General features: G+C 33.0%; 10 protein-coding genes and 1 pseudogene. 8 read left to right on the top strand and 3 right to left on the bottom strand.

The window, feature by feature from the left end:
* Nucleotides 1-299 precede the first annotated feature (299 nt).
* From LWP20_RS13105 to LWP20_RS13085, 6 genes and pseudogenes are all read left to right on the top strand, one after another.
* Nucleotides 300-2,975 carry a coiled-coil domain-containing protein gene (locus LWP20_RS13105; RefSeq protein WP_242928606.1) on the top strand — a complete coding sequence of 892 codons (2,676 nt, stop codon included), beginning with the start codon at nucleotides 300-302 and terminating at the stop codon, nucleotides 2,973-2,975.
* The gene (locus tag LWP20_RS13100; RefSeq protein WP_242928605.1) at nucleotides 2,962-3,753 is read left to right on the top strand and encodes a hypothetical protein; all 792 of its coding nucleotides are present in this window, start codon (nucleotides 2,962-2,964) and stop codon (nucleotides 3,751-3,753) included. The genes LWP20_RS13105 and LWP20_RS13100 overlap by 14 nt, the downstream gene beginning before the upstream one ends.
* Entirely contained in the window at nucleotides 3,746-4,939 is a 1,194-nt protein-coding gene (locus tag LWP20_RS13095) for a hypothetical protein (protein ID WP_242928604.1), read from the top strand. Before LWP20_RS13100 ends, LWP20_RS13095 begins: the two co-directional genes overlap by 8 nt.
* The gene (locus LWP20_RS13090; RefSeq protein WP_242928603.1) at nucleotides 4,929-5,474 is read left to right on the top strand and encodes a condensin complex protein MksE; all 546 of its coding nucleotides are present in this window, start codon (nucleotides 4,929-4,931) and stop codon (nucleotides 5,472-5,474) included. Before LWP20_RS13095 ends, LWP20_RS13090 begins: the two co-directional genes overlap by 11 nt.
* Nucleotides 5,475-6,183: 709 nt before the next feature.
* A pseudogene (locus LWP20_RS18390) lies at nucleotides 6,184-6,282 on the top strand (M48 family metallopeptidase); the annotation flags it as partial.
* 89 nt (nucleotides 6,283-6,371) lie between these two features.
* Nucleotides 6,372-6,851 carry an HNH endonuclease gene (locus tag LWP20_RS13085; RefSeq protein ID WP_242928602.1) on the top strand — a complete coding sequence of 160 codons (480 nt, stop codon included), beginning with the start codon at nucleotides 6,372-6,374 and terminating at the stop codon, nucleotides 6,849-6,851.
* Between the two features lie 187 nt (nucleotides 6,852-7,038).
* Here the strand turns inward: LWP20_RS13085 and LWP20_RS13080 are convergent, their stop codons facing one another.
* Together LWP20_RS13080 and LWP20_RS13075 are read right to left on the bottom strand one after the other, a co-directional pair.
* Nucleotides 7,039-8,769 (bottom strand): DUF262 domain-containing protein, encoded by a 1,731-nt coding sequence (locus LWP20_RS13080; protein WP_242928601.1) that lies wholly within the window; start codon nucleotides 8,767-8,769, stop codon nucleotides 7,039-7,041.
* 42 nt (nucleotides 8,770-8,811) lie between these two features.
* Nucleotides 8,812-9,204 (bottom strand): hypothetical protein, encoded by a 393-nt coding sequence (locus tag LWP20_RS13075; RefSeq protein WP_242928600.1) that lies wholly within the window; start codon nucleotides 9,202-9,204, stop codon nucleotides 8,812-8,814.
* A gap of 174 nt (nucleotides 9,205-9,378) precedes the next feature.
* Between LWP20_RS13075 and LWP20_RS13070 the strand changes: the two genes are divergently transcribed.
* Nucleotides 9,379-10,398 carry an HNH endonuclease domain-containing protein gene (locus LWP20_RS13070; RefSeq protein ID WP_242928599.1) on the top strand — a complete coding sequence of 340 codons (1,020 nt, stop codon included), beginning with the start codon at nucleotides 9,379-9,381 and terminating at the stop codon, nucleotides 10,396-10,398.
* Between the two features lie 3 nt (nucleotides 10,399-10,401).
* On the top strand, nucleotides 10,402-10,767 hold the full coding sequence (locus LWP20_RS13065; RefSeq protein ID WP_242928598.1) for an HIT family protein: 366 nt from the start codon (nucleotides 10,402-10,404) through the stop codon (nucleotides 10,765-10,767).
* Between the two features lie 127 nt (nucleotides 10,768-10,894).
* Here the strand turns inward: LWP20_RS13065 and LWP20_RS13060 are convergent, their stop codons facing one another.
* Nucleotides 10,895-11,926 (bottom strand): hypothetical protein, encoded by a 1,032-nt coding sequence (locus tag LWP20_RS13060; RefSeq protein WP_242928597.1) that lies wholly within the window; start codon nucleotides 11,924-11,926, stop codon nucleotides 10,895-10,897.
* Nucleotides 11,927-12,223: the final 297 nt, after the last annotated feature.

The raw sequence follows: 12,223 nt of genomic DNA, 5'->3' as shown, positions 1-12,223 counted from the left end.
GGCTTTTTATTTCAAATTGTGACACTTTTCTCTAACTACGACTTATATCTCAAACACTACTAAACTGTCACAACCCATTGCAAGAACCATACAATACGGGGAAACCTGTAACGATAGAATAAAGACTTAATCTGCTCCAACCGAGGTTACTGAATATTATTATCTCTCAATGAATAAAGTTTTTCATATATTAGAATTATAATTAATTCATGCTCTTTTTATAGCAGATAGCATAAAACCAGCCCTTCTCCTATGCGCTGCAATCTTGAGAGATATTTGATAAAATATATTTCGCATAAATGTTAAAAAGACTTGTAATACTAAATTCAGCGGTTTACGGTAAAGCATCAATCCGAATGGATGATTGTAGCTCTATACAACTTGTAGGCCCCAATAATATAGGGAAAAGTACACTTATTTATACTTTAAACTTTTTATTCATCATAGATGGTAAAAAGATGTCTTTCAGTGGTAACAGGAGTGAAAAGGATACACTTCACCACTACTTCCCAAGCCCTTTAAATAGTTATCTAATATTTGAAATCTTCAAGCAAAGGTACTACTGTATACTTGTTAAGAGAGGAATAGATGGAGACTTAGAGTATTATCGCTTTGATAACGAGTATGAAGAAGGAATATTTCTAGAAAACCAAGAACAACAAAGAGTTCGCAAATTTGAAGAGGTACGTGAAAGACTTTCGACTCGAGGAATAGAGCTATACCAATTCAAAAATAAATCTGAAGTATTTAATTTTATTTATCAACGTGGTAAGAGGACTAATGCTGCTGTCTGGCTTGAGAACTCTGTAGTGTCTGATGGTCTGAGTAACAACTTCAGTAAAGTCTACAGATACTTGATAAACTCTAAACTTATTAATAATAAAACTCTCAAGGAAACATTAATAATTGCTGATTCTAGAGATAAAGATGGTATTAACTTCTCTCAAAAAGATAAAAAGGATATTGCTAACCTCCTTCGAGCAAATGATGAAATAAAAACACTTGAGAGCATAAAAAAAGAGTTTTTTGAATTCAGAGAAATAGTAAAGCAACAGAGAATAAAAGAGAAGACAGTTTCAGAATTAATTTTCGCCTATGACAACCAATATTCTTATACTAAAGCTGACCTAGAATACAAAATAATTGAAAAAAAGACATCAGCAGAAAGAATAACTAATGAGTTAAATGAAGAATTAAAACCAAATCAGCAAAAGCTAAATAGAAATATAGGTAAAACTGAGGGAGACATTGAGCAAAAGCATACTCTTATTGCTGAAAACAAAAGTAAATTAACAGAAATTGAAAATTTAGAGCCTATTGAATTTCTAAAAGAGTCACTTAATAATCTTGATGTTAGGCGTAAAGAACTTGAGACTAGATTAACAAGGATAGAAACACAAAAACTATCAGTTTCTCAGATAAATGACAAAATAGCAAATCTGAAAGAGCAGATTCAAAACAAAAAAAGGCAGGTTAATAATTTCTCGAATCAATTAATTCACAGTATTAGCGATAATCCAGAAATCAAAGGAAATATAAATTACATCATTTCTCAGGATTTCCTTAGCACATTAACAAATAGTAATGTTATAAAGAAAATTGATAGTATTAGCTCCATTATGCAGCTTTTTGATGGAGAAATTTCATTACATCACGAATTAAAAAGTGTTCCTGTAGCATCGTTAAGCAAGCTAACAGGAGAGTTAGAAGAGTCTGAAAAAGAACTTATAGAATATCAAAAACTACTTCCAATTGCTCAAGATTTTGAGAAAACAAAGCAGGAACTTAGTTCAGTAGAAATATCTATTCAGGATTACAAGAATAACATTGCTAAAGTTGAGTCAAAATTTGTAGTTGAGGAGACTTTAACTACACTTTATGATGAATTAAAAATCCTTTCAGAGTCCAAAGACAAACTAGAAAGAGAAATAAATATTTTAATTGAGGATATAGATAGGAAAACTATAGCTGTCAATGTTCTAGTTGAGCAGAAAACTGAACATGAAAGCCGTATTAAAGAGATTTTTGAACAAAAGAAATTTGTTGAAACAATTAATCTTACTCCTTCAGAATATGATACAACAGAAGGTTTAGATAATCTTTACAGAAAAATAAAATTAATCAATAAAGAAAGGGAAGACCTTAAGTATGATAAGGACAGGAGCTTTGAGAAGTTAAAAGAACGTGTAAAAAGTACTGTAGCAAGTGAGGATGAATTCATTAAAAATGTTGAAGAGGAAATTGCTTGTATTCCTAATAAGTTAACAAGTATAGATGGGTATTTACAAGCCATTTCCGTACAGTTTGCTAACCCAGCTGCTTCTCTTTTAAGGAGATACAATGAGTTCCAAGAATTCATTTATAATAAATTCAACAATAAACTGAGTAAAACCAAATTCTCCGATATAGAGTCACTCAAGATTGACCTTATAAGTAACTCTAGCTTAATCGATGAATTGAAAAGGATAAGCACAATTCAAGACTTGAAGAGTAATTTAGAATTTGATTTCGGTCAATCGGACAACTTAAAAATTCTCAATTCATGGTTAGATAGCTCAAAAAGAATTGATTTCGATGAGCTATTTGATATTGAACTCAAGCTTATCAAAGGTGGTAAAGAGAAAAAGGTTGACCTAAAGAACCAGGTTGAGTCTGATGGAACAGACAGAATGATAAGATTAATAATAATGATGTCTGTTATAAATCGTCTTGCTATTAATGACAAGGAGAATAAGATTGTTGTGTTTGTTGATGAAATTGCAACAATAGATGGTCAAAATAGAAGAGAGCTATTTAAATTCTGTCAGAGCCACAATTTCATTCCTATTTGTGCTTCACCCGATGAAACTATTTTAGATGGTTTTGATAAGTATATCCTTTTATTTAGACCATCTAAAGGTGGAAAAGTTAACGTGAGTGAAAAACAACCAAACGTTATCTTTCAAAAGAAACTATTACTACATGAAACAAATTGACTTTAACTTTTATACTAGCTTAAAAACTAAAGAGGTTTCGTTAAATAAAGTATCTAAAAGTATTACTAGCTCAACAAGTTTTTCAAATTTATTAGGCGCTAGAATAATTGATATTGTGAAATCTGGAAGGGGTTCAAAAATAGTTGTAAAAAAGCATGAGCTTTATGATAACTTCCTTAGTGTAAACTTTCCTACTACAGAAGAGCTAATACCAACCAAAAGTAATAATATAAAGAAATACAGAAGCTCAAAGGCTAGAAGAACCAGTATTTTCCCTGTATTCTTTATTAGAGGCTTTGAATTTATCAGTATCAATGATGAAATGGTTAACATCAAAGATTTTACTACATCCTACGGCTTATTTGGAATAGTACAACCCAAAATCAGAGCATCAAAAGTTTGCTTTGTTGAGAATAAAGATACTTTCATGAAAGCAGAAAGATTGCTTGGTAAAGAATGGACTTATTTACATTCATATGGAAGAGTAGGTGTAGAAGCTATCAAAAATATAGAGTGCGCTGAAGTACTTGTCTTTGTAGATTACGATTTTAATGGGCTAGATGAATTCTTAAGAATAAAGAGTGAACATCCTGATGCAACGCTGTATATCCCTAATAACTTTGATGAGTTATTTGGCATGTATTCAAGTAAGTTAAAGGGTAAGCAAAGGGCCAGTAAGAGAGTTTTAGAATCAAACTTACCTGAAGTGGTATCGATTAGAGAATTACTACAGAAGTCCAATAAATTTCTTGAACAGGAGGTTCTGATAAATGATTAAAGTAGAACCAGTATCAATTCTAAAATTTATTGCAACACATTTTGGAATAATAAGAGACCTCTATGAAACTCAAAAAAATGAACGACTCATTAAAAGGGAAATATTTGAAATAATTTGCAGCCGGAATAATGCTGAAGGGATTAGAAAACAACTTTTTGATTATAAAATCATCAAGCCAGTTCAAGAAGACTATGAATTGAGAGATATTTATTTCAACCTAATAGAGTTTTTGCTTTATGAGTTCAGACCTCTGTTACCTGATGAAATTGAAAAGTATGGTGTTGCTATTTCTGAGTTGTTTAGAAAGATAAAAGAAGGCATAAACGGAGATAAAAACATTTTGCTAGATAGGCTTAGTGCTCTCTCCTATCAAATCAAAGAATTTTCTGAGTCAATTGATAGAAATAAGATTCGCTTACTATCTGAAACAAGGAATCTAAAAGCCAATGTCAATAAAATAGATTATAGAGAAAAAATACAGAAAGCTTCATTTTGGACAGAACATTATATTCTTCCACTTAATAAAATCCTCGATGTTAACCATTCAGAATCAATAGCTAATAGACTTTTCGCTATCTCAGAGTATGCTAATCATATCCGATTAACACTTACTGAAGAAACAATTAGAAATGAATTTGAAAAGTTGTACTTCCAGTTAAATCAAACGAATGATGAGCTACTTCTTCAGTCCAAAATCCTTTTAAATGAACTTATACCGCTTATTGATAGAATAAGAACTGAATCTTTAGTCTTAACTGGATGGTTAGAATTCATAAAGAACCCCTATAAAAGTGAATCTCCTAAATTGTTTAAGACGGAAAGACTAACACCAATTTCATCTAAATTTAACCTGAATTGTAAGGAATATTTTGAGCAATTCACTGAAACAGAAGATGTTTTCATTGAGGAAAATTTAACAGAAGTAAATAGATGGATATTTAATAAAAGTCTATTTAAACAGAATTTAGTCTCTTCTTTACCTGTAGATGATTTCTTTGAATGGTGTAAACTATCACTTCTAGACCAAGGAGAGTTAACGAACGAAAAGCTTCTTTCATTAACTACCCTTCTCTTTGAAGAAGAGTTAGTAATAAGTAACAGCGCAGAAGCTGAATCCACTAAAATTCAAACAAATAATTCAGTATTTATTCTACCTAAGATAATCGTACAAAACAATGAAATTTGATTGCCCTAATTATCACAATATTATTGTCGGAGATTTAATGAATGGTAAATTTGTTTTGCCTAAAGAAAAACATTTTGATACAATTATAGAAAATAGGGATTATTATTTATCCTTTTTCAGTCGTTCATTTGGACATGAACTCGTAGTTCAGCAAAATTACTGCTACTTACTTTCAGATGAGACTAACGAGAATTTATCTAGGGACATAAGCATTTTTATAGCTATTCTTTGTTACGAGCTAGATAAAGATGGTAGAAATTTCCTTGACCAATTCGAGTATGGAGACTTTTCTTTTGAAGAAGTTGATGCTATTTTCGATAACTCTTCCTTTTCAGATTTAATTGGCTCCAATAATCACATTAAGGATTCAGAGGCAAGGCGTAAACTGGTAAAAACGATGTCTTCAAAAAATATTATTGATAGAACTGATAACGAAAGATTCTCATTTACACCTGCGTATAACGTCTTTTTTGATTTTGCTAGAGATTTAGCAGAAAGAAAGATACAAGAAACAGAGATAGATACTGATAAATAAATGGCACATTTCAATAAACCTTTCTTTAGGTCCACTATTAGTTGAAAAGGCATTTGTGACACTTTTCTCTAACTATGACTAATGTCTAAAACACTACTAAACTGTCACAACCCCATTGTATGAACCATACAATACGGGGAAACCTGTAACGACTATGCGTTCCGAAACTGGGTTAAACGAGGTAATTTAGTACTTTACTGTAATTCTAGCTGAAATAACTACTACTTTTCCAGTTGCTTAACCATCAAGCAAGCAATCTAAACGACAATACAGACGTGCGCAACACCATACTACTACAAATAAGGAGTAATGGCACAAAATCCCCTCCTCCCTATCTAGAACTCTAGTGAGGTGAACTTAAATAACTAATAGGGTAAGCCGTATCCTGCCTCTCCTACAAAGCCACATTTTTTTTTGAATACGGGGTAGTACGTAAACATAATTTTTGAAAATTTTCCGTTTCAAAAATTCAGATTTATAAAATTCTATACTCCACTCTAGCTTTCCAGAAAAGTGACTGCACAACCACATTTTTTTGAGCAAAAATTTTTTAAAAAATATGCGTTCTAACTAAGATGCCTATACAAAACAAAGGATATGAAGCATTCACCTTACTATCAAAGCAACACCATCATTCTCAACTATTAGGCTTTAAAGCAGCCTTAAACGATGCTTATTTACCTGATTAGTATACAAGCTTTGCCACACAGTAGTTAAAAGCCACTCCAAGGAATTTTGGGCTGAACTAGCTAAGCACCTGCCTAACAAGAAGCAGTTGTATGAGCACATGCTTGAGATGAAGATGTAGTACATTACTTCTTCCATAAGAAATCAAAATATATTTGTCTGACAGATGTAAAATCTGAATCCATGACTATTTATTATAAATAAGAAGTCATGAAGGAAACATTCAAAAATATAAAAGGATATGGAGGCCAGTTTGCAGTATCGAACTTTGGAAACGTTAGAGATAATATTACCTGCCAACTAAAGAAACAGACTAGAAGAAAGTCAGGCTATTTTGTGGTGACTCTTAATAGTAAGCAGGAGTATGTTCACAGGCTAGTTTTGAAAACATTAAAGCCTACAAATGACAGTTCATTAATTGTTGACCATATTGACTCAAGGAAAGAAAACAACACACTTGAGAACCTTCAGTATTTGACACGTTCAGAAAATGTAAAAAAGGCTGCAAGAGAAGGGAGGCATCTTAGAGGTAGTAACCAACCAAATTCGAAATTAATAGAATCTGAAGTACTATTCATCAGAAACGCATATAGTAAAGGTGTTAAATCATCAGAATTAGTAAAACTTTTTCGTGTTTCAAAACCAACTATTTGGAGAATTGTAAACTGGAAGAACTGGACACACCTCTAGGCTAACAGAGTGCTTCATAGTAACTATAATTTAGCAGTATGTAATACTCAACTGTTTCTCCATGATGCTCTTATCATGAGCATGCAATAGATTCTATAGATTATAAGTAGATAATGAAGGGTAAAACAAAAAAGTCATGGGTATACTATGACTCTTTTGTTTTACTAATGCAACTAGCTATACTTAACTAAGAAGCAACCAGGGACTCCTCCTCTTTCCAAACTTCAGTAGCTATATCATAAAGTGAATTAGCTCTCTTCTGTATTTCTTCCTCATTCCAATCATCAATGGCTAAGTAAGGCGCAAGAGTCTCAATACCTCCTGAGAAGTGTATCAAACCTTGCCTATTGCCATTGCCATGCCTCTTAGTTTGCCAATCAGAGTCACGAATAGAAGCATTAAGCGATTGAGTGATAATTGCTAAATTACCTAATGTTTTGAGTTTAAAGTTCCTAGTATCCTTCTCTTCCTTTGTAGCAACACTAGGCCATTTATTTTCCCACTTTTTAGGCATTAGATGCTCTAAACTATACCTACTTATTCCTAAGAGTTGTGTAGCTTGTCTACTTCTATTTCTAATTTTAGACTCTAGGAAATAGATGATACCTGCTGCTTGCTTATTAATAAGCACTACTTCATCAAAGCCTCTTTTTAGTTCTTTATTGTTTGGCAGGTAGTTTACTCTATCATCCTGATTGCTCAAGAATTCTTGGAACTGCTCTTTTGACAAAATCTGATTTGATATGAGCCTGTCGGTGAAAAGTTGGTTATAGTTTTTAGTTGTTGCATTCACCACTATCCTTCTCATTACATAGCTTTCTATAAACTCAAACAGGTCTGCTTGTTGCTGCTGGTCTTGAACGTTTTTCAAGACATACAAAATATATGGTATTAATGTCGTAGTATCTAGCCCGAAAATGATAGCATTTATCCTTTCAATTCCATACTCTGCTGTTAATTCCCTATCAACAATATCAGCATCAAAATTTTCTCTGAATAGCTCTGCATACACTTTGATTTCTGCTAACAGCGCTTTTTTGTCAATGCCATAGCCTTTTATGAAATTCTTGTATGAATCAAACAGCGTTTCTACTTTAGAGTACTCTAGTTTATCTTCGGTTCTTACTTTTAAATCGTCTTGTTGAATCTTTATTTGCAAGAATGAATAAAAGAAAAGGTCAATAAATGTTCTTCTGAACCTACCAGCAGTAACCCCTCTGTCCCAATACCTTTTCGTATCATCGTCTTTCTCAAAAATATTCTTCCAGTAAGTATCATACTCAGATAATTCGTTACGGCTAAAGAAATAGTTCTTTAATAGTTCAGCAGTTGTTAGCCTTACCCCTAGTGAGTTAATGGTATCAAAAATCTGTTGTTCATCTTCATCTACACCTAGGTCAATCCCTACAAACATGATATTGTTGAGGATAGTCTGCCAGTCTAGCTTTGCAGGGTCTGCATTTTCCTTAAAGAAGTTATAAGCTTCAAGAATGTTATTGTCACCCTTAATATCCTCTAAAGACTGAAGATTAAGAACCTTTTCAAAAGACCTTATATCGTTATGATTGTGCCATAGCGCCACTCTGTCATTCTCAAGTTTAAATCTTCTTTCAAAAGATGAATTTTTGCCTGTTTTCAAGCACAACACTTTGAAGAATATGTTAAGTGTTGTTAATCTCTGCTGTCCATCAATTAAAGTTCTCATATCACCAATAGCATTACTACTATGGGTTTGTTGCTGCTTCAAAATTACAGAACCCAAGAAGTAGGGCTTATTAGAAGAAGATACTAGCTCCATGTCTTCTAAGAGCCTCTCCCATTGGTTCTTACCCCAAACGTAAGCTCTCTGAAAAAATGGGATTTCTAATACTCTGTTCCCGTTGAAGATGTCATTTATAGTTCGTTTTCCTGCATCCATTGTTAATTGTATATAAAGTAATGATTACTATATGTATTGAGACTAATTAATTCTGGAAATAATTTCCTTAAGAACTTCAGGGTGAAATTCTTCATAAACTGTGTTTGAGCGTACATTATTCTTCTCGCTAGGTCTCTTAATTTTAAACTTAACTGTTGATAGCCATTTTACACTTCTCCCTGTTTGAACTAGGCTGTGAGATGAATGTCGGTCTAGGATAGTGTTATCCTTTATTATACCGATTCCCTTTACAGTAATGTCACTTCCTCCAAAAGCAGACTTTAGATAAACTATATCTCCTACTTTTAATGATTTGAAATATTCCTGTAACTCAGGAGCATCAGTTGAATTCCAACCAACTCCTACAAGATTATTAGTAATAAAATCAGAACTTACATCTTTGTCATAGTAAGCTCCCACACCAAAAATTGCCATTATTAATAGGTTAATGATTTGTTAAAAGATGATTAAACTAGCATAGATATGTATATTTAAATATTTTATTTTAAATTAAAAAGCACAAATCACTATAATTAGAAGGCTTGACAATTCTTTAAAATTCTTATTTAGGTTGATACAGGTTAGTATCATATAAAATTGTTTTCGATAATGGTTAAATTTCAAATAAATGACCCTTCACTCGAGTCACAATGGAGAGCCATCATTTTGTTCGGTAAGAACTCTGCAACTTACAAGTTCGCCTTTGCTAAGACACTACTTGAGCTTATTGAGCTAGAGAAGACTGCCATTACTATTACTGACCTTGCAGAGCCATTTTCAAGACATGTAGTGGAACATTTGAAGCAGAACGATAAACAGGGTAACGCAACATCCAGTAAGTTCTTAAACACGTGCAGAAGCTATATAAATGAACAGATTTCAAAACAGGAACTACACTATCAGACCGAAAAACTTGGTTTTGTGAACGTAATAGATGCGTTTCAAATAGTTAACAGAGATTCTATACCAAATCTCTTTTACCATAAGAACTACAGCAACGGCAGGAAAGAAATCGTTATAACTGACAATCTTTTGAGGCTGAAAGAATCGTTCCATTTCCAGAACTTTGGACAAGAAACAGAGGCTCGTTGGAAGTTGGTGGAGACTGCATGGAACTTGAATATTAATCCCAACTTACTTGAGGTTCAATACGACGAAGATAAGCAGCTTTTCTTTTTAGAAAACAATTTGATGCGCAGAGTTGACATAACTTCTGTTCGAGACTCTTTGAATGGCTACCAGAAAGGAAAGTGCTTTTACAGCTTTAAAGATATTTCGGTCAACAGCTTTTCAGTTAACCTATGCGAAGTAGACCATTTCTTACCGCATGTTAATAAACGACATCACTTACCAGCAAACATCAATGGGGTTTGGAATCTTGTACTCACAGACAAGGGTATAAATAGGGATAAATTGGCAAGAGTACCTGAAAAGAGATTCCTACAAAGGCTGTACAATAGGAATGAATTCTTTATTGAAAGTAAACACCCTTTGTCAGAAACTATAGTGAACCAGACTGGCGACACTCCTGAAAAACGCAGGCTTTTTCTGGAGCGTCATTACCAAATTGCTCTAAATAATTCAATAATAAAATGGGCTCCCGAATTTGAACTAGAATCTAATTTTTAGACGATGAGCGTATTCCTTGAAATACCAGAAGATAGAATCATTTATAAAGATAAATACTTCTTTATCATAAAAGACAAGTACCCTGTTTCAGAAGGTCACTCACTTATTATATCCAATAAGTTACGGTCTGACTACTTTGATTTAAGCGAGGAAGAAAAACATCATCTGATAAACGTTATTGAAATATGTAAGCTTCTAATAGAGGAAGAATTCACTCCAGATGGATATAATATAGGAATGAACTGCGGAGCAGTAGCTGGTCAAACAGTTATGCACTTCCACTGTCATCTCATACCTCGTTATAAAGGAGATATGGCTAATCCAAGGGGGGGAATCAGGCATTGTGTAGAGGGCAAAGGATACTATTAAGGTCTAGAATGTGAGCTGTACTATATGATGCAGACTTTGCTAAATGTAAATAAACATTTTTTATGATATAAAGCTTTAGGTATGAACATATAGTATAGCTTATTACTCTTCCTGTGGCAAACTTTTCTTATGTGGTTTTTTTGATTCTTTCTTGCAAAGGTTGCATCAAATCATGCTCTAATGCCCACTCCTCTAAAAACTTTTCCATATCCACTATTTGGCCACCTATGGCTAAAACTGTTTTTCTGCCAGCTTGCAGCTTTTTCCAATGTTCAAAGCCTTCTTGTTCAATTCTCCATTTATGCCAATTTAGAACCTGCAAATCGACATCTTCCTTCGTTAAATCTGGCAGCTCACCTAATTCTTCAATGACTGTATTAGTATATTCATCGTCCTTCGTCAATTCAATTATAAATTTGAATTCTGCTTCAGTTATGATTGCGCTTAATTGTCTTATTTGAAATTCGTTAAGTAAACCTAAGAGTGGAGTATCGATTCCGAATTTTGCACTGAAATCAAACTCTCTTATTCCTAGAGGATATTTAAGAATATGAAGTATGGTAATTATCTCTATTATCTCTTTATAGGCACTGAACCACAAGAGAAATCCTCGCTTTTCAAACGTTTGGAAGTTTGATTTGAATAATCCTATTCGATTTGAATACTTAACACCTCTGGAATGAACATAATGGTGAAGTTCGTTTAGTTTGAAAAGTCTTTGTTTAAATTTTTTCGCATCGTTATACTGTTTGATGTAAATATTCTTTTCCAACTTTTTCCATATCTCACTAAGTCTTGGAGTGTCTTCCTTCGAACTAACCCATTCCTTTATTATTAAATGACCATCATCATTGAGATTCCAATAAACTGAGAGAAGCCCTAATTCCAGAGCACTTCTTAACGATACTAATGATTGCTTATAGAAGCCAAAAGCACAAAGGTTATATGAAACTTGAAGCTCTTCAAAGCACTCCGTCATTGGAAAGAAATGCCCTGACCAAAAAGATTCTTCAGTATGAGGGATGATACCTTCCAGTGAATGGAATCCCCAAGAATATAGTGAAAGTTGTTCCTTAATTTCAGGATTCTGCTCAATAAACTTTTCCGTTTGCTCCAGTACGGCTTTACTCTCAATACTCTTATAGCTAAAGGGTAACATATATCTTCAATTAATTAAGGAGTAGTTACTCTAAGGTATAAACAAATATAAAATTTAGACGACATATGCAGCCTAATCTAATTGAAAAGACTATTTAAAATTTAATTATCTGAATTTATAAATAGTGAATATCTTTAAAAATAAATATAGGTTAATTTGCATACAACACGATAAAACTGAAGATACAAATAAGCACACATTAAACAGCGTAACGGAGAGTTGGGAAGTACAAAGGACTAGGGTTAGATGTATTAATAAGGGAGTATAATTAGATAAAAAAATAAGGCGTAGATGAGA

The organism is Pontibacter vulgaris, from assembly GCF_022758145.1.
GTDB classification, from domain to species: Bacteria; Bacteroidota; Bacteroidia; order Cytophagales; family Hymenobacteraceae; genus Pontibacter; species Pontibacter vulgaris.
The sequence above is the reverse complement of the archived record's forward strand: the minus strand, read 5'-3'. Positions and strand labels throughout refer to the sequence as shown.

Bases quoted from the DNA above. Each gene is read 5' to 3' on its own strand.
- LWP20_RS13060 (WP_242928597.1), bottom strand. From the start codon at position 11,926: ATGTTACCCTTTAGCTATAAGAGTATTGAGAGTAAAGCCGTACTGGAG.
- LWP20_RS13105 (WP_242928606.1), top strand. From the start codon at position 300: ATGTTAAAAAGACTTGTAATACTAAATTCAGCGGTTTACGGTAAAGCA.
- LWP20_RS13070 (WP_242928599.1), top strand. From the start codon at position 9,379: ATGGTTAAATTTCAAATAAATGACCCTTCACTCGAGTCACAATGGAGA.
- LWP20_RS13100 (WP_242928605.1), top strand. From the start codon at position 2,962: ATGAAACAAATTGACTTTAACTTTTATACTAGCTTAAAAACTAAAGAG.
- LWP20_RS13075 (WP_242928600.1), bottom strand. From the start codon at position 9,204: ATGGCAATTTTTGGTGTGGGAGCTTACTATGACAAAGATGTAAGTTCT.
- LWP20_RS13065 (WP_242928598.1), top strand. From the start codon at position 10,402: ATGAGCGTATTCCTTGAAATACCAGAAGATAGAATCATTTATAAAGAT.
- LWP20_RS13090 (WP_242928603.1), top strand. From the start codon at position 4,929: ATGAAATTTGATTGCCCTAATTATCACAATATTATTGTCGGAGATTTA.
- LWP20_RS13095 (WP_242928604.1), top strand. From the start codon at position 3,746: ATGATTAAAGTAGAACCAGTATCAATTCTAAAATTTATTGCAACACAT.
- LWP20_RS13080 (WP_242928601.1), bottom strand. From the start codon at position 8,769: ATGGATGCAGGAAAACGAACTATAAATGACATCTTCAACGGGAACAGA.
- LWP20_RS13085 (WP_242928602.1), top strand. From the start codon at position 6,372: ATGAAGGAAACATTCAAAAATATAAAAGGATATGGAGGCCAGTTTGCA.